Genomic DNA, 21,798 nt, shown 5'->3' with positions numbered 1-21,798 from the left:
GTCGCCCGCGCGGAGCGACCGTCCTCGACGATACCGAGCCGCGGTCGGGAGGGCGCTCGACCGCGGCTGCTCGTCACTCGTACCGCAGGGCCTCGATGGGATTCTGCCGAGCAGCCCGACGGGCCGGCAACGTGCCCGCGAGGAACGCGATGAGCATCACGACGATGATGATCGTCGCGACCGAGCCGGGCGCGAACTGCAACAGGTGCAGGCCGGGGAGGTCCTTGAGCACCGTGCGGGCCAGGAGGTTCGAGATCCCGGTGCCGAGCAGGATCGCGACCCCCGCGCCGATCGCGCTGCCGAGGAACCCGATGAACACGGCCTCGAGGCTGAACAGCGTGTACACCCGACCGCCACCCATGCCCATGGCCTTCATGAGGCCGATCTCGCGGGTGCGCTCCTGCACGCTCATGAGCAGCGTGTTGATGATCCCGAACCCGGCGGCGATGAGCGCGATCACGGCGAAGGCGTTGAGGACGCCGACGATGCCGTTGATGACCGTCTCGAACTGCCCGAGCTGGTCGGCGATGGTCTGTCCCGTGTAGCCCGCCGCCGACAGGCGGGACTTGACCTTCGCGACATCGGCGCCCGACGCCACCGTCGCCGTGGCGGAGGCGTAGCCCGTCGAGACCGCGGTCGGCTTCGCGGTCTCCTGGGCGGTGCGGAGCGCCTCGGTCAACGCCGCGTTCGCACCCGCACCACCGCCGAAGAGCGACTCGTTCTGCACACCGACGACCGTCGCCCGGACCTGGTGCTCCTGCCCGAGGTAGTCGTCGATGCCGATCGTGACGGTCGTGCCGACGGCGTTGCGCGCGCTCCCCAGGCCGAGGGCCTTGAGGTCGTTCGTCGGGAGCAGGAGCTGACGCTCGGACGACGTCGACGACAGCTGGCGTCCTGCGGCGAGGTCGGCGTGGATCGCGTCCGCGTCGCCGGCGATGCCGACGACGTACTTGCCGTGGTCGCCGTACTCGAGCCACTTCGGTGACAGCGCCACGGCCGGCTGCACCGACGCGATGCCCGTGGTCCGCCGGATCGCGCTGATGTCCGTCGGGCTGAGGTACGACACCGACGCCGGGCCGCGCTGCGAGGTCTGTCCCGACTCGGACGGGTCGTACTTGGCCGGCCCGTCGTCCGAGCTCGACGTCGTCGCGGCCTTGGTGACGGTGAGCGAGTCGGTGGTGCCGATCGATGCGACCTGCGTGTCGATGTAGGACGACACCCCCGTGCCGATCGCCGAGGTCAGGGTGATCGTGAACGCGCCGATGAAGATCGCGATCACCGTGAGGGTGGTGCGGAGCTTGGACCGGAACGTGTTCCCGATCGCGGTGCGCAGGAGGTCGACGAGGTTCACGCGGCGGCCTCCGTGGTGTCGACGATCAGACCGTCGCGGACGTTCACGCTGCGATCGCACCGCGCGGCGAGTTCGGGGTCGTGGGTGACGACGACGAGCGTGATCCCCCGTTCCCGCTGCAGTCCGAACAGCATGCCCTCGACGAGCTCGCCGGTCGTGGTGTCGAGGTTGCCCGTGGGCTCGTCCGCGAAGATCACCGCGGGTTCGTTGACCAGCGCGCGGGCGATGACGACCCGCTGCTTCTGCCCGCCGGACAGGTCGTTGGCGTCGTTCCGTGCCTTGTCGGCGAGACCCAGCGCGTCGAGCGCCTCCATCCCGCGGCGGCGGCGATCACGCGACGACACCCCGGCGATCGTCAGCGGCAGCACGACGTTGTCGAGGACGCTCGTCCGGGGTGTCAGGAAGAACTGCTGGAACACGAACCCGAAGGTGTCGTTGCGCGTCCGGTTCACCTGGCGCGCGGACAGGCGCGCCGCGTCCTGACCGTCGAGGAGCACCTGACCGCTCGTCGGCCGGTCGAGCAGGGCGAGCAGGTGCATGAGGGTCGACTTGCCGGAGCCGCTCTTGCCGACGATCGCGAGGCTCTCGCCCCGGTCCACCGCGAGCGACACCCCCTTGAGCGCGTCGAAGCGGGCGTCACCGCGGCCGTAGGTGCGGGTGAGGCCGCGGGCCTCGAGCACGGGAGTGGGCATGCCGCAACGCTAGCGGCGCCCTGCCCGGCCCGGGTGCGAACCTGCTGGGTGCGATGTCAACGGCATGTGGACGCGCGCTGTCCTCCCCAGCGTCAGGCCGGGACCGCCTCGCGCGCTGCGGCCCGTGCCACGATCCGATCGGACTCATGGACGGCGACCCGCTCGGCGGTCAACAGCAAGGAGGCGACATCGGTGGCAGTGCGTGACGGCGCGTCGTTCCAGCTCGTCAGGTCGCGGACGCGGCCCATCCGGACGTCGGGGGCGGGGCACCACATGACGGGGTCGCCCTCCTCGACGGCGAGCGCGTGCCAGACGAGGTCGAGCGCACGTTGGACCGGCTGCGAGTGGACGGCGTGCGGCCCGCCGGCGGCGTACACGACCGCGCCCACGAGGCACGCCCCGACGAGCGGTCGACCGGCGACGTCGAGCGCCGCGGCGCTCGACGCCTTGCGCGTGCGGCCCCGGTCGTCCAGGTACGCGAACCACGCATGCTGGATCCAGCCGTGGTCCACGACGTCACGAGCGTCGGACAACAGGTGCTCGAGCGACGCGAGTTCCGCGAGCTGGGCGGCCACGCGACGGCCCCGGGCGGCCGCACGCCGTTCGTGGTGTCGATCGACCCAACCGAAGAGTCCCGAGCGGCGGGGCGTGGTGGTCTCCCGGACAGGAGAGGCGTCGCTGTCGACGTCGTGCTGGACGCGGAACTCGAGGGTCATGACGGTCCCTCCGGATCGGTGGCACGGAACGGTGTGGGGTCACGGTAGTCCCGTTCTCCTCGGAGGGCGATACCCCCGTTTCCCGCGGTGGTCCGGCACGGCTCCGGGTCGGTCCGGCCCGGGCTCGCGAGGGTCCGGCACCGCGTCAGTCGTCGAGCACGGCCTCGAGCGCACGGAGCCCTGCGGCCCGTTGGTCCGAGCCGTCGGGCGAGGCGGCGAGCGCGGTCGCGATCGACATCGCCCACCCGCGGGCGCGCGTCCACGTGTCGTCGTCGGGCGCGAGGGCAGCGCGGAATCGCTGCCGGGCCTCCCGGCCGAACGTGAGCCATGCCGTCGCGAGGTCGGTGGCCGGATCCCCTGCGGTCAGGTCACCGAAGTCCACCACCGCGACGAGCGCATGGTCGTCGACCACGATGTTGAACGGGTGCAGATCGCCGTGGAGCCAGAGCGCCGGCCCCTGCCAGGCGGGGGCGGCGGCGACCTGCGTCCACGAGCGCTCCAGGTCGGCGGTGCGCGGGATGCGTCCCGACCGCAGTCGTCGCGCCACCGCCGTCGTGCGTCCGCTGAGCGGGCCACCGCGCACTGGGTTGTGCGGCGCGTCCTCCGGCGCGGTGACGTGCAGGGCTCGGAGGAACGCGGCGAGCGTCTCCGGTGCGTCGCGGGGGAGGTCCGTCGATGCTCCAGCCGGGCGACCGGCGACCCACCGGGTGACCGTCCACGACCAGGGGAACACCGCGGACGGCCGACCGATGCGCACGGGCTCGGGCACGGCGACGACGTGTCGGACGCGCGCGGCGATGCCGGGGAGCCACCGCTGCTCGTGCTCGACGAGGTGCGCGGCGGCCTCGCGCCGCGGCACCCGGACGAGCAGCTCGTCGCCGAGCCGCAGCACGACGTTGTCCCAACCCTCGGCGAGGGGTCGCAGCGGCAGGCCGGCGAGATCGGGGTGCTGGTCGAGCAGGAGTCGTCGCACCAGTGCCTCGTCCACGTCGATCTCGGCGTCTGGCACGTGCACCGGACGATGCTAGCCGCGCTCCGGTTCCCGGGCATCGGGAGCACCGGCAGCACGCTGCGGGCACGGTCCCAGCGACCGTCCTGGCACGCCCGCTACGGTGCCCCGGGTGTACGAGGAATGGCGCCGTCCGAAGCAGTGGGCGCGTGCGGGCGGGCTGCTCGTCGTGCCGTACGCCGTCGTCGCATGGTTCACCCTCGCCGTGACGCCCGTCCCGCAGATCGCGTTCGGGCTCGCCGTCGTCGGGATCCTCGGGGTGGTCGCCGCCACGATCCGGGGCTTCCGGACGTACCGACGGGGTGCCGTCGCCCTGGTCGGCGTGCTGCTGCTGCTCGCCGGCCTGGCGCTGTTCGGCCTCGACCCGTTCCCCGCGCAGATCGCGGGTCTGAACGACTGGTGGCCGTCGGCGATCACGCAGCCGCAGACCGTGCTCAGCGGCTACTGGACGCTCGTGGCCCTCGGCGCGGTGCTCACGGGCGCGGGCCTGCTCGTGTGGCTGCTCCTCACGGCGCTGCTGGTGACGCCCCGCCCGCGCCGCTGACCCGCGGCCACGCAGAACTCGTCGCCGGCGGCCACGCGGGCGTCGCCGCCGCCACCGCCACCGCCACGGATGACACCCACGGCACCGACGCCCGTCATCCGCCAGCGGTCAGGAACCGCGAGGGGCGGAAGTCCGCGAGCAACGGATGCGCGGCGTCGTGCACGACCTCCCAGGCCGTGAGTTCACCGAGCACGAGGCCGAGCGTGGCGCCACTGTGGGTGAAGAGCACGTGCAGGCCCGTGATGCCGTCGACGGCACCGGCCACCGGGTCGCCGTCGGCAGGGATCGGCTTGGGGCCCACCCCGACGCCAGCGACGGTGAGCACGGGATGCCCGGCCAGGACGGCGCGCGCCTCGGCCACCAACCCCGCGACGGTCGAGTCCCGCACGTCGTACCGGCCGTCATCGAGCACGCGGACCTCGCGCTCACTCCAGCCGGCGTCGAACACGAGGGAGCCGCCGGGTGCCGGGCGCACCGCGACCCGGGGTGTGTTGAGCACCACGCGGAGCGGCGTCGCGACGGGTTCGCTCCGGACGAGGAGTGCGATCGGGGTCTGGTCGGGCATGGTGACGCCGAGCGTGGCGAGGTCCCGCGGCACGGAGGGACCGGTCGCGAGCACGACGGCGTCGGCCGGGAGGTGCTCTCCACTCGCCGTGGTGACGCCGGTCACCCGGCCGTCGCGGACGGTCGGGAGGCTCCGTCCGGCTCCGGTGCGCACCGTTCCGCCCGCGGCCACGACCTCGGCGAGCAGGTGGTCGACGAGGAGCGCGAGGTCGACCCACCCCTCGCCGGGGTTGAGGACGGCGCCTTCCGGATGCACGGCCGCCGGATCGACTCCGGGCACGTGCCGGGCGACGTCCTCGCGCGACATCCACACGGAGTCGTAACCGATGCGGAGCTCGTGCTCGTGACGCTCCCGGTACGACTCTCCGGGAGCGGCCCAGGTCAGGCCGCCGTCGAACCGCACGACGTCGTGGCGGTCCAGCCGCTGCTGGACGGTGCGGTAGTGGTCGATCCCGATCGTGCGCAGCCGGTGGTACGCGTCGCTCCGCGCTCCCGCCGAGTTGAGCCAGGACAGGGAGCGACCGGACGCGCCGGACGCGGGACCGGCCTCCGTGACGAGCGTGACGGCGGCGCCGAGGCGGACGAGGTGCGCGGCCGTCGAGGCGCCGAGCACCCCGCCGCCGACCACGACCACGGACGTGGCACGCATCACGGCATCCCGGGGAGCGACGGCGCGCTCACCGCAGCGCCCCTGCAGCGGTCCGGAGGTCGGCGACGAGCTCGTCGAACGCAGCGTGGCGGGCGTCCTCGTCGGGCATGCGGAGCAGGGCCGACGGATGGGTGGTCACGAGGAGGCGCGAGCCGTCGTCGAGTTCCTGGAGGCGTCCGCGCTCGCGTCCGATGGTCACGCTGCGGCCGAGCACGGATCGCGCAGCGGTCGCCCCGAGTGCGACGACGACCTCGGGGCGCACCACGGCGAGTTCGGCCTCGAGCCACGGGTGACACGCGACGACGTGCGCCACCGACGGCTTCTGGTGGATCCGGCGCTTCCCCCGCTGCTCGTGGTGGAAGTGCTTCACCGCGTTCGTGACGTACACGGTGCTCCTGTCGATCCCGGCGCGCTCGACCGCACTCGCGAGCAAGCGCCCGGCCGGCCCGACGAACGGTTCCCCCGCACGGTCCTCCTGGTCGCCGGGCTGCTCCCCGACCAGCATGATCCGGGCGTCCGCACTCCCTGCGGAGAACACCACCTGTGTGCCCTCCCGATGGAGCTCACATCCGTGGCATGCGGGGGCGGCCGCACGGAGCGCGGTCAGGTCGGGGTGCTCGGGCACCCACTCCTGGGCGCCGGGACGTTCGACGTCGGTCATGGTCCGAGCCTGCACCCGCCGCGCACCGTGTCGGTCAGCCGACGAGCGCGTCGACGGCGGCGGTGAACGTCGCCGACGGGCGCATGACCGCGGCGGCGGCGTCCGGGTCGGGCCGGTAGTACCCGCCGAGGTCCGACGGTCGGCCCTGCACCGCGGCGAGCTCCCCCACGATCACGGACTCCTGGTCGCGGAGGGTCGCGGCGAGGGCGGTGAACGCCTCGGCGAGGGCGGGATCGTCGGTCTGCCGCGCGAGCTCGTCCGCCCAGTACGCCGCGAGGTAGAAGTGGCTGCCCCGGGTGTCGAGCTCACCCACGACCTGTCCGGGCGATCGGTTCTCCTCGAGGAACCGGCCGGTGGCGCGGTCGAGCGTGTCCGCGAGGACCTGCGCGCGGGGCTCCTGGGCGACGGCTGCGAACTGCTCGAAGGCGACCGCGAGCGCCAGGAACTCGCCGAGGCTGTCCCAGCTCAGGAACCCCTCGGTCAGGAGCTGCTGCAGGAGCTTGGGGGCGGAGCCGCCGGCACCCGTCTCGAACAGGCCACCACCCGCGAGCAGGGGCACGACCGACAGCATCTTGGCGGAGGTGCCGACCTCGAGGATCGGGAACAGGTCCGTCAGGTAGTCGCGGAGCACGTTGCCGGTGACCGAGATCGTGTCCTCGCCGCGGCGGATGCGCTCGAGCGAGAACCGGGTGGCGTCGACCGGGGACATCACCTCGATCCGCAGCCCCTCGGTGTCGTGGTCGGCGAGGTACCGGTGGACGAGGTCGATGAGGACGCGGTCGTGCGCGCGGGTGTCGTCGAGCCAGAAGACCGCCGGGGTGCCGGTCGCTCGCGCGCGGGTGACGGCGAGACCGACCCAGTCACGGATCGCGGCGTCCTTCGTCTGGCAGGCCCGCCAGATGTCCCCGGCCCCGACCGGGTGTTCGAGCAGCGTCGCGCCCGAGCCGTCGAGGACGCGCACGACACCGTCGGCCGGGATCCGGAACGTCTTGTCGTGGGACCCGTACTCCTCGGCCGCCATCGCCATGAGCCCGACGTTCGGCACCGACCCCATGATCGCGGGGTCGAGCGCGCCGTTCGTCTTGCAGTCCTCGATGGTCGCCGCGTAGACACCCGCGTAGCTCGAGTCGGGGATCACCGCGAGGGTGTCGTGGGGCTCGCCGTCCGGACCCCACATGTGGCCCGACGCACGGATCATCGCGGGCATCGAGGCGTCGACGATGACGTCGCTCGGCACGTGCAGGTTCGTGACGCCCTTGGCGCTGTCGACCATGGCGAGCGCCGGCCCTGCGGCGAGCGCGGCGTCGAACGCGGCGCGGATCTCCGCGCCGTCCGGCAGCTGCTCGAGCCCGGCGAACAGCGCCGCCAGGCCGTCGTCGGCGCGGAGGCCCGCGGCCGCGAGCGCGTCGCCGTACCGGTCGAACACGTCGGCGAAGAACACCCGGACGACCTCGCCGAAGACGATGGGGTCCGAGACCTTCATCATGGTCGCCTTGAGGTGCACGGAGAACAGGACCCCTGCCTCCTGCGCTCGGGCCACCTGGTCGGCGAGGAACGCCCGGAGGTCCGCGACGTGCATGACCGTGGCGTCGACGACCTCGCCCGGGGTGACGCGCACGGCGTCGCGCAGGACCTGCTCGGAGCCGTCGTCCGCGGTGAACACGATGCGGAGGCTGTCGGCCGCGGGCACGACGACGCTCTGCTCGTTCGACCGGAAGTCCCCGCTGGACATCGTCGCGACCTCGGTGGCGGACTCGGGGCTCCAGGCACCCATGCTGTGCGGGTGGTTGCGGGCGTACTGCTTGACGGACGCGGGTGCCCGGCGGTCGGAGTTCCCCTGGCGCAGCACGGGGTTCACGGCACTGCCCTTGACCTTGTCGTACCGGGCGCGGACGTCGCGCTCCTCGTCGGTCGTCGGTGCGTCCGGGTACTCCGGCAGGTCGTGGCCCTGCTCGCGGAGCTCGCGGATCGCGGCCTTGAGCTGTGGGACGGACGCCGAGATGTTCGGCAGCTTGACGATGTTCGCCTCGGGGCGGTCGGCCAGGGCCCCGAGCTCGGCGAGCGCGTCGGGCACCCGCTGCTCGGCGGTGAGCCGCTCTGGGAACTGAGCGAGGATGCGTCCGGCGAGGGAGATGTCGCGGGTCGTGACGTCGATGCCCGCGACCCCGGCGAACGCCTGGACGACGGGCAGCAGCGACGCCGTCGCCATCCGCGGGGACTCGTCGGTCAGCGTGTAGATGATCTGGGCCATGCCGGCGTCGACTCCCTCGTTCGTGCCCGCCCTGTCGCGGTGTCTCGACATCAAGGTACCCCCGGTCCGGCGGCCGGGAGGCACGCCACCGGTCACCGACGTCGGCGACCGGAGCGGTGCCTCCCGGCCGGGGCGTCACCCCTTGATCGCGCCCGACGACAGGCCGGCGACGTAGAACCGCTGCAGCCCGATGTACAGGGCGATGCAGGGGATCATCGCGACGACGGCACCCGCGGCGAGCGAGCCGTAGTCGACCTGTCCGTACGCCCCGGTCTGCAGGTTGAGCAGCGCGACCGGCAGCGTGTACAGCGAGTCCTTGGTCAGGAACGTCAGTGCACCGAGGAACTCGGTCCACGAGACGAGGAACGTGTACAGCGCCGCGGTCGCCGCGCCGGGCATGAGGAGCGGCCGGAGCACCGACAGGATGAGCCGGGTCCGGGAGGCGCCGTCGACGAACGCCGAGTCCTCGAGCTCGGTGGGGATCGCCTCGAACGCGTTGCGCATCACGAACACGCCGAACGGCAGGTTCACCGTGACGTAGAAGAGCACGAGCCCGAACAGCGAGTTCGTGAGCTTCATGGCGTTGAGCTCGAGGTACAGCGGGGTGAGGATCGCCTGGAACGGCACCATCATCGTCAGCAGGATGAGGCCGAACACCCACTTGGCGCCGGGGAACCGGAACCGCGCGAAGCCGTAGCCGGCGAGGGTCGCGATCACGGCCGTCAGGACCGACGCCGAGATCGCGACGACGAGCGAGTTCACGAGGCCCTGGAGCAGGTGCGACCCCGGCCCGAGGATCGTCCGGAAGTTCGCCATCTCGAGGTGGAAGAAGGTCGACCACGTCGGCGGGGCCGTGATCACCGTCTCCGGTTGGAACGCCCGGAGGATCGCCCACAGCAGGGGGACCCCGAAGACCAGGGCGGACCCGACCCCGGCGATGACGTACAGCGTGCGCTTCACCCGGGTGTCGCGGGGGTGGGCGACGCTCCCCTGGTGGTGTCGACCGCCGCGGCGTCCGGGGACGACGTCCGGGGCGATCTCGGGTGCGAGGGCGAGGCCCGCGGCTCGGCTGGTGCTCGTCGTGCTCATGTCGTCGTCTCCTCAGTCGCGCTCGCGGAGCGCCCAGAACTGGAACGCGGTCACCGCACCCGTCACGACGACGAGCGCGATGGACTCCGCGGTCGCCGCGCCGAGCTGGAGGTTCACGAACCCGCGGTCGTAGATGTAGTTGACGATCGTGGTCGTCGCGGTGCCCGGCCCGCCCTGGGTCAGGATGAAGAACTGGTTGAACGCGAGCAGCGAGCCGATCACCGAGATGATGACGCTGAGCGCGAGCGTGGACCGGATCATCGGCATGGTGATGAGCCGCTCCTGCTGCCACCAGGACGCCCCCTCGAGGGCGGCCGACTCGTAGACCTCGTCGGGGATGCCCTGCATGGCCGACATGATGAGCACCATCGTCAGCCCGGACACCGCCCAGACGACGAGCACGCAGATGAGCAACGTGGCGAGCGGCGCGTTGACGAGCCAGGCGGTCGTCCCGTCGGTGACGTGGAGCGCCCTGAGGACCAGGTTGACGGCGCCCGAGTTCGGCTGCGCCTCGAGGACGAGCATGAAGCTCAGGGTGGTCAGGCCCACGACGTACGGCAGGAAGAAGATCGTCCGGAGCACGGTGGACCCCTTGCGCCGCGCCCGGATGAGCACCGCGAGGAAGTACCCGAGCGCCAGGATCGGCACCGTCACGATCGCGGTGTACAGCAGCGTGTAGCCGATCGCGTGGACGAACGCCGGGTCCTGGAACAGGTTGGCGTAGTTCTCGAGCCCGATGAACCGGTAGGCGCCGATGAGCGGCCAGTTCGTCAACGAGATGTAGACCGCGAAGACGAGCGGGACGAGCACGAACACGCCGACGAACAGCATCGCGGGCGTGACGAGCGCGAGCCCGGCGGCCGGTGGATGGGTGAGCGAGTTCCGGGGACGGGGACTCCGTCGCTCCGTCCGCTGCGACACCGGGACCCGTCGGGTCCCTGTCAGTGACGACATCGTTGCACCTCTCTGTGCTGGTGACCGCGGCGCGGTCGGACGACCGCTGTACGGTCCTGGGTCGACCGCTCGGCGGTCACGGATGGTGTCTGCGTGCGGGGTCAGGCCTGGGCCTGGTCGAGGATCCGGTCGTACTCGGGCGCCGCGGCCCGCAGTGCCTGCTGCACCCCGGCGCCGAACACCGCGGTGCGGAACATCGTGAAGAACGGTGCCGAGGGCTGGTTCACGAGCAGGTTGTACGCCAGGGTCTGCGGCGCGTAGCCCTTGTCGAGGTTGTCGAGCGGGCGCGAGGCGAGCGGGAACTTCCGCCGGTACTCGGCGGTCGCCGCGTCCCCCCGGGTGGGGAAGTACCCGCCGGTGGGCAGGTTCTGCTGCGGCTTGAGCGAGTTGGCGTACTGCATGAACGCCCACCCGCCGTTCGGGTTCGACGCACCGTTCGGGATGCACATGTTGTCACCGCCGTCGAAGAACGCGCGGCCACCGGTCGGCCCGGGGATGAGCGCGGTCGCCATCTTCTTCTGCATGCTCTTCGTCGAGGCGTTCCAGGTGCTGCCGTAGTTCGTCGGCATGATGCCCACGGTCCCCGCGCGGAAGTCCGCACCCCAGGTCGTGCCCGCGTCCGAGAACGCGTTGCGGGACATGAGGCCGTCCTTCCACAGCTGACGGTAGAACTCGAGCGTCTGTTCGAGCCCGTCGTTCCCGGTGATGTGGCCGTGCTGCTTGCCGACCGCGCCGAGCATCATGTCGGTGCCCGTCGCCCAGATGTGCGGCTGGACGACGAAGCCGAGGATGCCGGGGGAGTTCCCGGCGATCGACCACCCGTAGACGTCGTCACCGAGTGCCCGGATCTTCTTCGCCGCGTCGAGGAGCCCGTCGAAGTCCTTCGTGCTCTCGGTCGGGTCGAGGCCGGCCCGGTCGAACAGCTCGGTGTTGAGGTACAGCATCGAGTTGTCCGCCAGGTACGGCAGGCCGTAGTACCTGCCGCCACGCTCGAGCAGGTGCAGGTGCCCGGTCGACAGCTGGTCGAAGTAGTCGAGCCCCTTGACCGCCGAGGTGAGGTCGGCGAACGCGTCGCGGAAGATGAACAGCATCGAGTTGATGTCGTCCACGTCGACCACGTCCGGCGGCTCGCCACCACGGATGGCGGTGGCGAGCTTCGTGACGTACTGCGCGTCGGGGACGGGCGTCAGGTCGACGTGGAGGTCCGGGTGGTCACGGTTGAAGTCGGCGACCGTGGCCGTGAGCCCGGCCTGGGTGGCGGCACGGCACCACACCTGCACGGTGCCGGTCGCCTTGCCGCCGAAGCCGGCGTCCGAGGAGCTGATCGCGGGGAGTGATCCGGAGCACCCGGCGAGCGCGAACGCCGCGCCGCCGAGCACCGACCCCGCCAGGAACGTCCTGCGGTCCATGGGTCACCGGGCCTGGGGGAGCCAGACGCGCATCGCGTCGACGCCGCGGTTGGCCCAGGCGTAGTACGGGATCGCGGTGATGGTGACGGCTTGGAGGGCCGGGGCCGGCTCCGCCACGGCGGTCGCGCCTCCACCGATCCGCCGGTACGGCCACGCGGCTTCGGCGTGCTCGGCCGGGGCCTGCCCCTGCAGGTGCAGGACGGTGATGCCGTCGAGGAGGTCGGCACGGTACTCAGCGTCGATCGCGGCATCGACGTCGACGAGCACGTCGTCCACGCGGAACCCGTCCTGGTCGGCCTGCTCGACCGCGAACACGAGCGGACCGCGCTCGATCGCGACCTGCCCGCGGCTCGCGTCGATGCGGGCGTCGGCCTCGTAGAGGTGCACGGACATGTCGAACGTGACCGTGACCTCGTCGCCGACCGCGAACTCCCGGGTGACGCGGACCGGCTGACCGGCCTGCACGCCCTCGACCGCTTCGCCGCCGACCGTGACCGTCGTCGCGTCGGACCAGTCCGGCACGCGCAGGTCGAGGGACCACGCGCCCGTGCTCTCGGTCACCGTGACGGTCACCGTGCCGTCCCACGGGGAGGTGGTCTCGACGTGGACGGCACCGCGCTCCCCCGCGTAGTCGCCCGTGGCGTACTGGTGCAGCTGGAGGCCCTCACCGCTCTGGGTGGCGACGTAGCCGTCCAGGCTCGCGAACGTCCGCATGATGTTCGGCGGGCAGCACGCGCAGTCGAACCAGCCGCGGCGGCCGTGCGCCGGGGACCGGTTCTCGTCCTGGTGTGCCCGGTCGCGGAGCTGGAGCGGGTTGACGTAGAAGTACTCGGTCCCGGCGAGCGAGACCCCGGCGATGAACGCGTTGTACAGGAGGCGCTCGATGGCGTCCGCGTACACGGGCTTGCCGGTCGCGAGCAGCAGCCGCCACGCCCACTGGACACCGCCGATGGCCGCGCAGGTCTCGGAGTACCCGCGGTCGGTGGGGAGCTCGTACGGGTCGCCGAACGCCTCCATGTCCCAGCGGGACCCGAGGCCGCCCGTGATGTACGCCTTCGTCGCCATCATCGAGGCGAACTGCCGCTCGCTCGCCTCGATGAGCTCGGTGTCACCGGTCTCGATCGCGACGTCGACGGCACCCGACGCCAGGTACACGGCGCGGACCGCGTGGCCCTCGACCGTCTCGGCCTCGCGCACCGGCACCCGGTCCGAGAAGTACGTCGGCTCCTTGCCGTAGCGCTCGATGAGGCCGTGGCCGCGGGCGTCGACGAAGTAGTGGGCCAGGTCGAGGTACTCACGGCGGCCCGTCTCGCGGTAGAGCTCGACGAGGCCCATCTCGACGACCGGGTGGCCGTCGACGTCGTGGCGCTTGTCCTCGCCGAACGTGCGGACGAGGTGGTCGGCGAGCTTGATCGCGACGTCGAGCAGGGCGGTGTCACCGGTCGCCCGCGACTGCGCCACGGCAGCCTGGAACAGGTGGCCCGCGCAGTACATCTCGTGGCTCCACGGGAGGTCGTGGTAGCGACCCTGGTCGTGGTACCGGACCTGCTGGACCGAGTCGATGTAGCCGTCCTCCGCCTGCGCGCGGGCGACCAGGTCGGTCACCTGCCGCTGGAGCTCGAGGAGGTCGTCGGCGGGCTGCCGGCCGTACTCCCAGGCGACGGCCTCGAGCCACTTGTAGACGTCGGAGTCCATGAAGATCGGTCCGACGGCCTCGCCCTCCTCGACGCCGGCGGCGATGCGGAGGTTGCGGAAGTTCCCGGCGGTCTCGAGCTGCTCGTACCCGGAGCGGATCGCGTCGCGTCCGTTGCGGTCCTGGCGGAGGGCCCAGAAGCCCCCGGTGATCCGCGCGGCGTCGGGCGCGAGGGGGCGGAGCGCGACCCGGGCCTCCCCGGAGGGGCGGACGGGTTCGGCGGTCCGCGGCTGGCCGGCGGTGCCGACGGCGGACGGTGCGGTTGCGGTCATGGTGCGTGACTCCCCGATGTGGAGGGACAGGCGACGCCGACGTGGAGGCGACGCTGCCCCGGGCAACTTCCCGGTGTCACCGCGGCGATCGTGCCTCGGCAAAACCAGAAAACGGTTTCTGCGGTCACAGTAGGACCGTTGTGCCGCGCTGCGCAAGCCTGTTTCCGTGAGGGTTCTATGATGACGAGGATCCGGTCGGGGCCGAGCGCTCCGACCGACCGGGGACCGGACGACCCCGGCGTGCGGACGGAGAGGACGACGCCGTGACGAGCGAGACGACCAGCCGCGCGAGCGGAGCCGGCACCGTGCGCATCACCGACGTGGCCGCGCTGGCCGGGGTGTCGATCGGGACGGCCTCGAAGGCGCTCAACGACACCGGTCAACTCCGACAGGAGACCCGCGAGCGCGTGCGAGCCGCCGCCGCGAAACTCGGGTTCGTCGTCGACGCCCGCGGCCGTGCCCTGTCGTCGGGCCGGAGCTACACGGTCGGCATGATCACGACGGACTCGTTCGGTCGCTTCAGCATCCCGGTGATGCTCGGCGCCGAGGACGTGCTGAGCGCCGGGCAGATGGCCGTGCTCATGTGCGACACCCGGGACGACATCGTCCGCGAGAACCACTACGTGCGGTCCCTGTCGTCCCGCCGCGTCGACGGTGTCATCGTCACCGGACGGAGCGCCGAGGCCAGACCCCCGATCCGCGTCGACATGCCCGTCGTCTACGCGTTCACGCCCTCGACCAGTCCGGACGACGTCTCGATCACCCTCGACGACGCCGCGGGTGCGGCACTGCTCGCGGACCACCTCGTCGCGATCGGCCGCCGTCGCGTCGCGTACGTCACCGGCCCGCAGCACCACTCGGCGGCCCACCGACGCGCGGAGTCCGCACAGGCCCGGCTCGGGGACCGCCTCGTCGGGCAACCGCTCTACGGCGAGTGGTCCGAGCGCTGGGGCCGTCAGGCCGTCGACCTGCTCGTGCACGGTGGCGCCGACCTCGACGCGATCGCCTGCGGGAGCGACCAGATCGCCCGCGGCGTGTGCGACCGCCTCCGGGAACTCGGACGCTCGGTGCCGCACGACGTCGCGGTGACCGGCTTCGACGACTGGGACGTCATGGCCCTCGCGAGCCGACCGCCCCTGACGACCGTCAACCTGCGGCTCGAGGAGCTCGGTCGGCAGGCCGGACGCGCGCTCCTCGCGCTCATCGACGGCGACACACCGGAGCGGCGGCTCGCCGTGCAGCCGACCCTGGTGATCCGCGAGTCGACCGTCGGCGGCTGACCCCGTCGCTGCGGGCGATGACGGAGGTGAACCGGAGGCCGCAGGAGGCGCACCGCCCGTGGTCGCGTGCCCCCAGGCGGGCCGCGCTGCCGGTGGGATGACCGGGCCGACGCCCGGCGCCACCGGAGGAACCATGCAGATCTTCGCCCTCATGACCGTCAAGGACGAGGTCGACATCGTCGGCGACGTCCTCCGCGCCGCAGCCACGTGGGCCGACGCGATCCACGTCATGGACAACGGCAGCACGGACGGCACCTGGGAGGCCGTGCTCGCCCTGGCGGACGAGCTCGAGCCCGTCGTCGTGTGGGGGCAGTTCCTCGGCACCTACCGTGACTGGCTCCGGCAGTGGCTCTACACCGAGGCCGTGGCGCGCGCCGAGCCGGGCGACTGGTGGTGCCGGCTCGACGCCGACGAGTTCTACGTCGACGACCCGCGGACGTTCCTCCGTGCCGTCGAGCCCACCGCCGACCACGTGATGAGCGCGTCGTTCCAGCACTACCTGACCGAGGACGACCACGCGCGGCTCGTCCGCGACGGCGATGCCGGGGCGTCCTGGCGGGACGTCCGGTGGTTCACGTGCAACCACTCCGAGGTGCGGTTCGTCCGGCACACCCCCACCACGACCTGGCCCGCCGGGTCGGAGTGGCCGCTCGACCTCCGACGACCGGCACGCGCGCGGATCCGCCTGCACCACTACCAGTACCGGTCGCTGCACCAGGCCGGGCACCGGGCGATGGTCCGCTCGACGGGCGTGGACCCGGCGGCCTTCGGGCACGAACGAGAGGACGACGACGCCTGGTACCGGACCCGGGGCCTGACGCCGCCGGCGCGGACCGACCTGCGCGCCGCACACGTGGTCCCCGTCGCGCAGCTGACGCTGTCGGAGGCGTTGCCCCCGCACGCCCGCCGGGCGCCTCGCGTGCGCGGTGGGCTCCGACGCCGGACCCTCCGCCTGCTGCTCCGCGGCTGGCTGTGGGCGTCTCGACCGGTCCTCCGGCGGATCGCCGCGGTGTGAGCGTCGTCAGGAGCCGTCCGGCACGAGCCGCGCCGCCACGACGACGTTGCGGGTCGCGGCACTCCCGTCCGGGCTCGGCAGGCACGTGACGACGAGCAACCGCCCGGGCTCGTCGCTCCACAGTGCATCGGCGGCCAGTCCCGACTTCCGCACCGTGCGCGAGGCCTCCACCCGGTACCGGTGGTCGCCCACACGGACCTCGTCACCGGCGCTCACGCGCACGGTGCCGTCCTGGCGGACGATCGCGTTGCCCGGCGCGCGACCCCCGCCACCGAGCGCGTGCATGACGAGCACGACCGTCCCTCGTTCGGCGTCCTCGACGGGCCTCCCCCGGTCCCGCACCCAGTAGGCGGACCGGAAGCCGGGAGGCACGACCACGCCGTCCACCGCGCTCACGGCGCCGACGGGCACGTCGAGGCCGACCGCGGGGACCCGGAGCCGCACGCCGATCGAGGCCTCGGCCGACGCGGCCGGGAGCGGCGAGGCCCCGGGATCCGCGCGGACCCGCCGTCCGTCGAGGTCCCGCCCGCTGACCGGCCCGGTCGAGGCCGGATCCGAGGCCGAGCTCGATGCGGACGGACCGGCGGCACCCGCGCCGGGTGACCCGAAGAGGGCCGCGAGGCACCCTCCGGCCACGATGACGGATGCCGTCGGCAGGACGACGCGGAGGGGCAGGATCGTCCGCGGTCGAGGCGGGACCGGCGGTGGCGGCGGCGCGTCCGTGCCGGCGGTCATCGGCGGTGTCGAAGGGCCGAGCTGGCGATGGTCACCGCGACGAGGACGGCAGCGAGACCCATGGCACCCGCCGCGGTGCCAGCCGTGCTCACCCGGTTCCGTCCGGGCTGGCCCGCTACCGCGCCGCCCGTCTCGATGCGCGTCGCCGGCAGCGGTCGGGGGTCCGTGCCCTGGCCGGTGCCGGCACCCGACCCGCCGTCGCCGTCACCACCGCCGGAGCCCGTGGTCGTCCCGGTCCACCACGTCCGGCCGGAGGCGGTCGGCGCGGGCACCCCGACGAGTGGCGTCCGGTCGGTCCGGGCGGGCGTCCCGGTGGCCGACACCCCGCTCGCCGTCGTCCCCGCGGCGGCCCGGACGGTGCCGGTGCAGGTCACCGACGCCCCGGGTTCGAGCACGGGGACGGTGGCCGCCCCACCCGCGCAGGCCAGCCCCTGCCGGTCGACGTGTTCGTCCGTGACCCGGACGTCCGTCAGCACCGTGTTCCCGGTGTTCCGCACGACGGTCTCGCGCCGGAGTCGCTGCCCTTCGGGCACCCGGGGACCCGGGGCCGCGTCGACGTCCCGCCCCTCGGTGCGTGTCGTGACGTCGAGCGCCGGCCGAGCCCCGTCCACCGGGAGCTGCATGCCCCAGAACAGCCCCGAGTTCGGGGTCGTGCCGGGCTCCGCACCCGTCGCCGTGACCGTCAGGTGGTCCACCGGGGTCGTCGTGCGGAACGTCTGCGTCACGCCGGTGTGCCATGCCGGGCAGGTCGCCGTTACGTCGTATCGTCCGGCCGCGGTGTCCTCGGTGACCGCCCCCGGACCGCCCGCACCGGTGTCGGCCTCGTAGCGGAGCCACCGCCCCGTCGGCCCGGCGAACCGCACGGACTCGCGGTCAGCGCTCCCGCAGATGTCGACGTCGTGGACGAACAGCACCGTGCCGGTCGGCAGGGCACCGCCGCGCAGCGACGAGAAGTCGAGCGTCCAGGTCCAGGTGCCCGGGTTCGCGGCGCTGACCCAGAGGTCCGAGTGGACCGTCCCGGTCGGCGGCTGTTCCTCGCCGCCGTCGAACACGCCGCCGGACGCCGGGGTGTGGACCGCGCTCCACCCGTCGGGAGCGCCGTCGGTCGTCATCGTGAACCGTCCGGTCGCCGCGCTCGGCAGCACCGCACGACGGTCCGCGGCGGGCTCCCGGAACGCGAACTCGGACACGGAGTGGCCCGACGGCATCGCACTGGTCGGTCGGTCGGGGACCGCGGCGCCGTCCTGCGTGAGCAGCCGCGCGCCGACCACGCCGTCGGCGGTCAGCACGGGCGGCGGGTCGTCGATCCCGACCGCGGGCGTCAGCGGCACGGGTGCCGCGGCGGCGACGTCCGGCACCGCGATCGCGGCCACCGCGCCCACGAGCAGCGCGGCGCCGACCGCGCTGCGTCGGCGTCCCCGGGACCGTCGTCGTACCGTCCGGTGTCGTCGCTGTGCCTGGCGCCCCATCTGCCCTCCACGTCGTGGTGCCGGGACCACGTGCGCGCTCCCGGACCGGGGGCTCACCGCCCCGAGCGCCGGAACGGTACCGCGGCGCAGCGCGGGCGGTCGCATTCCCGGGATGTCGTACTCCGCCGCCGACGCGGGACCCGGAGTCAGGCCTCCACACCGGTGCGCCGCCGCGTGCTCGCCCACCGCACGGCGGGCGCTCCCCCACCGCACGGCGGGCGCTCCCCCACCGCACGACGGGCGCTTCCCCACCGCACGACGGGCGCTCCCCCAGCGCCGAGCCGGACCGGCGTAGCATCCGCGGGGTGTTCCTCCTCCTCGGCTCCCGCACCACCCAGGCCGTCCTCAACCTCGTGGCGTTCGTGTGCGGGTACTGCGGCGTCCACGCCCAGCAGCGGGTGGTCAAGCGCTCGACGAAGCTGACGCTGTTCTTCGTGCCGCTGTTCCCGATCTCGACCTCGTACGTCAACGAGTGCACGAACTGCGGTGCCGTGACGCGGATCACGGCGGCCCAGGCGCGGCACTCCCTCACGTGGAGCGCGGAGCAGGCGCGCAGCGTCCGCTGACCGGCGCTGGGGACGGGCCCGGAGGCGCGGGAGGCAGCGCGCCAACGACAACTGCGCGGTCGTTGACGCGCGCAGTTCGTCGTCCACGCGCGCAGTTCCTCGTTCACGCGCGCAGTTCGTCGTCCACGCGCGCACTCCCGCGCGGGAGGCCCGTCACGCCCGGTCGTGCAGCGTGATCCGGTACCCGTCGGGGTCCTCGAACGTGAAGGTGCGACCGAACGGGCCGTCGACGGGCGCGTCCACGATCCGGACGTCCGCCGCGACGAGCTCGTCGTGGATCGCCTGCGCGTCGGGCGCGTGGAACCACAGCGCGACACCGACACCCGGCTCGGGCGCATCGGCGACGCCCGACCCGGGCACGCGCTCCCGCACCGCGAACGCGATCGGCGTGGTGGCGAAGACGACCGCGTGCGGCGGCCCGGGCTGTCGGGTCAGTCCGAGGTGCTGCTCGTAGAACTCCGCGGACCGTTCGAGGTCGCGGACCTGCAGCGAGATGAAGTCGGGGCCGGTGATGGACATGCGTTCTCCTCGTTCGATGTCAGGAAATTGACACCATAACGCTATGTCAGAATACTGACATGAGTCAAGCGGACGAGGGCGTCGACCTCGACACGTCGGTGGGGTACCTGCTCAAGCAGGCGTCGAGTGCGCTGCACGCCGCGATGGACGCGGTCCTGCGGCCCCTCGGCATGAGCATCACGCACTACTCGTGCCTCGAACTGCTGGCCCAGCGGCCGGGCCTGTCGAACTCGGAGCTGGCGCGCGGGGCCTTCGTGTCGCGGCAGGCGATGCACGTCCTGCTGCAGGCACTCGAGCGCGACGGACACGTCTCCCGCCCTGCCGTCGCCCCCGCGGGTCGGGTACTCCCGACCGAGCTGACACCGCTCGGCCGCGAGCGCCTGGCCGTGGCGAGCGCCGCCGTCCGCGCCGTCGAGCGCCGCATGTCCGCGGAGCTCACGGGACGGCAACCCCAGGAACTCGCGGCGCTGCTCCGGCGGTGCATCGCGGGCCTCCAGGCGTAGGCGGCGCACCGAGGGGCCCGCCGCGACCACGGACGGGAGGCCCTCACCCGACCCGCAACGGACCGCGCCGACCGACGAGCCACACCGTCAGGGCGAACCCGGCCAGCACCGCGCCTGCCACGGTCACCCCGGTCCATCCCCAGTCGTCCCAGAGCAATCCGGCGAGCGCCGACCCGATCGCCCCGCCGATGAAGTTCCCGGTCACGAACGCCGTATTCAACCGGCTCCGGGCCTCGTGCGAGACGGCGAAGATCCGCGCCTGGTTGAGGATGTTCTGCCCCTGGATCGCGATGTCGAGCAGCACGATCGCCACGAGGACGAGCACGACGGACCGTCCCCCGAGCCCCGCGACGACGAACGCCACGAGTGCGAGGACCCAGAGTGCGCCCGTCGCGGGGACGTTCCACCCGCGGTCGTGCAGGCGGCCACCGCGCTGGGCCGCGACCGCGCCGGCCAGACCCGCGAGCCCGAACAGTCCGATGACGACCACGGGGTAGTGGAACGGTGGCCCGCTGAGCAGGAACGTCAGCGCGGTCCAGAACATCGTGAACGCCCCGAACCCCGTGGCGCTCAGGGCGAGGGTCCACCGGACGACGGGTTCGTGGACGACCACGAGGAACACGGACCGGATGAGCGCCGGGTACCGGATGCGCGCCTTCGGCTCGAGCGTCGGGATCGCCCGGTACAGCAGGAACGCGAGCACCACGGCGGCGACCGCGGCGATGACGAAGATCGTCCGCCAGCCCGCGACCTCGGCGATGAGCCCGCTCAGGGTCCGGGACACCAGGATCCCGGTCAGGAGGCCCGACGCCACCGTCCCGACGACCCGCCCGCGGTGCTCGTCGGCGGCGAGGTCGCCGGCGAGCGGCGTGAGCACCTGCCCCGCCACCGTGGTCAGCCCGACCGCGGCGAGCGCCACGAGGAGTGCGGCCATGGACGGGGCGAGCGCACATGCGGCGAGGGCGACCGCGGACAGCACGAGCATGAGCGGGACGAGCTTCCGTCGGTCCACCACGTCGCCGAGGGGCACGACGAGCAGGATCCCGACGGCGTACCCGAGCTGGGTCACGGTGACGAGCCACCCGGCGGTCGAGGTCGACCCGTGCAGGTCCCCGGCGATGAAGTCGAGGAGCGGCTGCGCCCAGTACAGGTTGCCGACGGCGGCGCCGCCCGCGATCGCGAACAGGAGGGTGCGACCGGTTGTCATGCCGGTCCGGGAGGGCTGGGTCACCCCACCAGCCTGCCCCTCGCCGGCCGACCGGAGGACGCCCCGGCACCACCGTTGTGGCGCGAACGGGGGACTGTCGGGGGACAGTTCACATGTGCGTACGATGTACGTGCAGTCCGCACCCACCGAGCGGACCACATGGGGGGATCCGGCGTACGAGTGTGCCCGGTCGACATCAGTGGTCGTCGACCGGTGCCATCCCGAGCCGAGGGGCAGCCCGCATGCGCACCCGATCCCGCCACGCCCGTCGGCGCCCCCACCGCAGCACCTCCGGCGGTCGTGGCCCTCACCACCGACTCCCCCGGCTCGTCGCCGCGCTGCTCGTCGTCACGGCGCTCACCGCCGCCGGGACCGGGATCAGCACGGTCGCCCTCGCGGACCCCGGCGCACCGACGGGAGGCGCGACCTCCTCCCCGACGGCCGTCCCGACCGGGGCGCCCTCCGCCGATCCCGGCAGCGCCGGTGGTGGCACTGCCAGCGGCGGTCCCGCCGACGGCGGGCCGACCGGCGCGCCGAACCCGACGACGGCGCCGACCGACGTCCCGACGACCACCCCGACGAGCACGCCCACGACGCCCACCGACGGCGCCACGCCCGGCCCGGGACCCGTCACGGACCCGTCCCCCACC

The 21,798-nt window shown here is 72.9% G+C and carries 20 protein-coding genes and 1 pseudogene; 6 read left to right on the top strand and 15 right to left on the bottom strand.

Annotation, left to right across the window (positions count from 1 at the left end; all coding sequences use genetic code 11):
• Positions 1-73: 73 nt before the first annotated feature.
• The 4 genes from DEI81_RS14780 to DEI81_RS14765 all read right to left on the bottom strand — a co-directional run bounded on the left by DEI81_RS14780 (position 74) and on the right by DEI81_RS14765 (position 3,774).
• The gene (locus DEI81_RS14780; RefSeq protein WP_111011497.1) at positions 74-1,351 is read right to left on the bottom strand and encodes an ABC transporter permease; all 1,278 of its coding nucleotides are present in this window, start codon (positions 1,349-1,351) and stop codon (positions 74-76) included.
• A complete protein-coding gene (locus DEI81_RS14775) occupies positions 1,348-2,043 on the bottom strand; it encodes an ABC transporter ATP-binding protein (RefSeq protein ID WP_111011496.1) in 696 nt (231 codons plus the stop codon). Before DEI81_RS14775 ends, DEI81_RS14780 begins: the two co-directional genes overlap by 4 nt.
• A 92-nt stretch (positions 2,044-2,135) precedes the next feature.
• Entirely contained in the window at positions 2,136-2,759 is a 624-nt protein-coding gene (locus tag DEI81_RS14770) for a hypothetical protein (protein WP_111011495.1), read from the bottom strand.
• A 145-nt stretch (positions 2,760-2,904) separates the two neighbouring features.
• Positions 2,905-3,774: an aminoglycoside phosphotransferase family protein gene (locus tag DEI81_RS14765; RefSeq protein ID WP_111011494.1), complete on the bottom strand. Its 870-nt coding sequence runs from the start codon at positions 3,772-3,774 to the stop codon at positions 2,905-2,907.
• A gap of 106 nt (positions 3,775-3,880) precedes the next feature.
• Here DEI81_RS14765 and DEI81_RS14760 point away from each other — a divergent pair, with 106 nt between their 5' ends.
• Entirely contained in the window at positions 3,881-4,312 is a 432-nt protein-coding gene (locus tag DEI81_RS14760) for a hypothetical protein (protein ID WP_111011493.1), read from the top strand.
• 94 nt (positions 4,313-4,406) lie between these two features.
• On the opposite strand, the gene DEI81_RS14755 is transcribed toward DEI81_RS14760, so the two are convergent.
• The 7 genes from DEI81_RS14755 to DEI81_RS14725 form a co-directional block, all read right to left on the bottom strand.
• Positions 4,407-5,525, bottom strand: a complete 1,119-nt coding sequence (locus tag DEI81_RS14755) for an FAD-binding oxidoreductase (protein WP_111011492.1) — start codon at positions 5,523-5,525, stop codon at positions 4,407-4,409.
• 28 nt (positions 5,526-5,553) lie between these two features.
• Complete coding sequence (locus tag DEI81_RS14750) at positions 5,554-6,186, bottom strand: UdgX family uracil-DNA binding protein (protein ID WP_111011491.1); 633 nt, start codon at positions 6,184-6,186, stop codon at positions 5,554-5,556.
• Between the two features lie 34 nt (positions 6,187-6,220).
• Entirely contained in the window at positions 6,221-8,437 is a 2,217-nt protein-coding gene (locus tag DEI81_RS14745) for an NADP-dependent isocitrate dehydrogenase (protein WP_111011490.1), read from the bottom strand.
• Positions 8,438-8,572: 135 nt separating this feature from the next.
• Positions 8,573-9,526 carry a carbohydrate ABC transporter permease gene (locus tag DEI81_RS14740; protein ID WP_111011489.1) on the bottom strand — a complete coding sequence of 318 codons (954 nt, stop codon included), beginning with the start codon at positions 9,524-9,526 and terminating at the stop codon, positions 8,573-8,575.
• A gap of 12 nt (positions 9,527-9,538) precedes the next feature.
• A complete protein-coding gene (locus DEI81_RS14735; RefSeq protein ID WP_111011488.1) occupies positions 9,539-10,480 on the bottom strand; it encodes a carbohydrate ABC transporter permease in 942 nt (313 codons plus the stop codon).
• 101 nt (positions 10,481-10,581) lie between these two features.
• Complete coding sequence (locus DEI81_RS14730) at positions 10,582-11,889, bottom strand: sugar ABC transporter substrate-binding protein (protein ID WP_111011487.1); 1,308 nt, start codon at positions 11,887-11,889, stop codon at positions 10,582-10,584.
• Positions 11,890-11,892: 3 nt separating this feature from the next.
• Positions 11,893-13,854 (bottom strand): glycoside hydrolase family 127 protein, encoded by a 1,962-nt coding sequence (locus DEI81_RS14725; protein WP_111011486.1) that lies wholly within the window; start codon positions 13,852-13,854, stop codon positions 11,893-11,895.
• Positions 13,855-14,117: 263 nt separating this feature from the next.
• Between DEI81_RS14725 and DEI81_RS14720 the strand changes: the two genes are divergently transcribed.
• Together DEI81_RS14720 and DEI81_RS14715 are read left to right on the top strand one after the other, a co-directional pair.
• On the top strand, positions 14,118-15,134 hold the full coding sequence (locus DEI81_RS14720) for a LacI family DNA-binding transcriptional regulator (protein ID WP_258368775.1): 1,017 nt from the start codon (positions 14,118-14,120) through the stop codon (positions 15,132-15,134).
• A 133-nt stretch (positions 15,135-15,267) separates the two neighbouring features.
• The gene (locus tag DEI81_RS14715; protein WP_181435444.1) at positions 15,268-16,149 is read left to right on the top strand and encodes a glycosyltransferase family 2 protein; all 882 of its coding nucleotides are present in this window, start codon (positions 15,268-15,270) and stop codon (positions 16,147-16,149) included.
• Positions 16,150-16,155: 6 nt separating this feature from the next.
• Here DEI81_RS14715 and DEI81_RS16065 read toward each other — a convergent pair whose 3' ends face one another.
• Complete coding sequence (locus DEI81_RS16065) at positions 16,156-16,884, bottom strand: class F sortase (RefSeq protein ID WP_258368773.1); 729 nt, start codon at positions 16,882-16,884, stop codon at positions 16,156-16,158.
• A complete protein-coding gene (locus DEI81_RS14700; RefSeq protein ID WP_111011483.1) occupies positions 16,881-18,353 on the bottom strand; it encodes a hypothetical protein in 1,473 nt (490 codons plus the stop codon). Before DEI81_RS14700 ends, DEI81_RS16065 begins: the two co-directional genes overlap by 4 nt.
• A 305-nt stretch (positions 18,354-18,658) precedes the next feature.
• Between DEI81_RS14700 and DEI81_RS14695 the strand changes: the two genes are divergently transcribed.
• On the top strand, positions 18,659-18,919 hold the full coding sequence (locus tag DEI81_RS14695) for a zinc-ribbon domain-containing protein (RefSeq protein WP_111011482.1): 261 nt from the start codon (positions 18,659-18,661) through the stop codon (positions 18,917-18,919).
• Between the two features lie 153 nt (positions 18,920-19,072).
• On the opposite strand, the gene DEI81_RS14690 is transcribed toward DEI81_RS14695, so the two are convergent.
• Positions 19,073-19,438, bottom strand: a complete 366-nt coding sequence (locus tag DEI81_RS14690; protein WP_111011481.1) for a VOC family protein — start codon at positions 19,436-19,438, stop codon at positions 19,073-19,075.
• Positions 19,439-19,497: 59 nt separating this feature from the next.
• Here DEI81_RS14690 and DEI81_RS14685 point away from each other — a divergent pair, with 59 nt between their 5' ends.
• Positions 19,498-19,941 carry a MarR family winged helix-turn-helix transcriptional regulator gene (locus DEI81_RS14685; RefSeq protein ID WP_111011480.1) on the top strand — a complete coding sequence of 148 codons (444 nt, stop codon included), beginning with the start codon at positions 19,498-19,500 and terminating at the stop codon, positions 19,939-19,941.
• 43 nt (positions 19,942-19,984) lie between these two features.
• On the opposite strand, the gene DEI81_RS14680 is transcribed toward DEI81_RS14685, so the two are convergent.
• Positions 19,985-21,148, bottom strand: coding sequence for an MFS transporter (locus DEI81_RS14680; protein ID WP_111011479.1), 1,164 nt, complete (start codon positions 21,146-21,148; stop codon positions 19,985-19,987).
• Positions 21,149-21,390: 242 nt separating this feature from the next.
• On the opposite strand from DEI81_RS14680, the pseudogene DEI81_RS16715 reads away from it, so the two are divergent.
• Positions 21,391-21,798 (top strand): annotated as a pseudogene (locus tag DEI81_RS16715) (hypothetical protein); the annotation flags it as partial.

The organism is Curtobacterium sp. MCBD17_013 (genome assembly GCF_003234565.1).
Taxonomy (GTDB): domain Bacteria; phylum Actinomycetota; class Actinomycetes; order Actinomycetales; family Microbacteriaceae; genus Curtobacterium.
The sequence above is the reverse complement of the archived record's forward strand: the minus strand, read 5'-3'. Positions and strand labels throughout refer to the sequence as shown.

Bases quoted from the DNA above. Each gene is read 5' to 3' on its own strand.
- DEI81_RS14775 (WP_111011496.1), bottom strand. From the start codon at position 2,043: ATGCCCACTCCCGTGCTCGAGGCCCGCGGCCTCACCCGCACCTACGGC.
- DEI81_RS14770 (WP_111011495.1), bottom strand. From the start codon at position 2,759: ATGACCCTCGAGTTCCGCGTCCAGCACGACGTCGACAGCGACGCCTCT.
- DEI81_RS14755 (WP_111011492.1), bottom strand. From the start codon at position 5,525: ATGCGTGCCACGTCCGTGGTCGTGGTCGGCGGCGGGGTGCTCGGCGCC.
- DEI81_RS14750 (WP_111011491.1), bottom strand. From the start codon at position 6,186: ATGACCGACGTCGAACGTCCCGGCGCCCAGGAGTGGGTGCCCGAGCAC.
- DEI81_RS14745 (WP_111011490.1), bottom strand. From the start codon at position 8,437: ATGGCCCAGATCATCTACACGCTGACCGACGAGTCCCCGCGGATGGCG.
- DEI81_RS14740 (WP_111011489.1), bottom strand. From the start codon at position 9,526: ATGAGCACGACGAGCACCAGCCGAGCCGCGGGCCTCGCCCTCGCACCC.
- DEI81_RS14735 (WP_111011488.1), bottom strand. From the start codon at position 10,480: ATGTCGTCACTGACAGGGACCCGACGGGTCCCGGTGTCGCAGCGGACG.
- DEI81_RS14730 (WP_111011487.1), bottom strand. From the start codon at position 11,889: ATGGACCGCAGGACGTTCCTGGCGGGGTCGGTGCTCGGCGGCGCGGCG.
- DEI81_RS14725 (WP_111011486.1), bottom strand. From the start codon at position 13,854: ATGACCGCAACCGCACCGTCCGCCGTCGGCACCGCCGGCCAGCCGCGG.
- DEI81_RS14715 (WP_181435444.1), top strand. From the start codon at position 15,268: ATGCAGATCTTCGCCCTCATGACCGTCAAGGACGAGGTCGACATCGTC.
- DEI81_RS16065 (WP_258368773.1), bottom strand. From the start codon at position 16,884: ATGACCGCCGGCACGGACGCGCCGCCGCCACCGCCGGTCCCGCCTCGA.
- DEI81_RS14700 (WP_111011483.1), bottom strand. From the start codon at position 18,353: ATGGGGCGCCAGGCACAGCGACGACACCGGACGGTACGACGACGGTCC.
- DEI81_RS14690 (WP_111011481.1), bottom strand. From the start codon at position 19,438: ATGTCCATCACCGGCCCCGACTTCATCTCGCTGCAGGTCCGCGACCTC.
- DEI81_RS14685 (WP_111011480.1), top strand. From the start codon at position 19,498: ATGAGTCAAGCGGACGAGGGCGTCGACCTCGACACGTCGGTGGGGTAC.
- DEI81_RS14680 (WP_111011479.1), bottom strand. From the start codon at position 21,148: ATGACAACCGGTCGCACCCTCCTGTTCGCGATCGCGGGCGGCGCCGCC.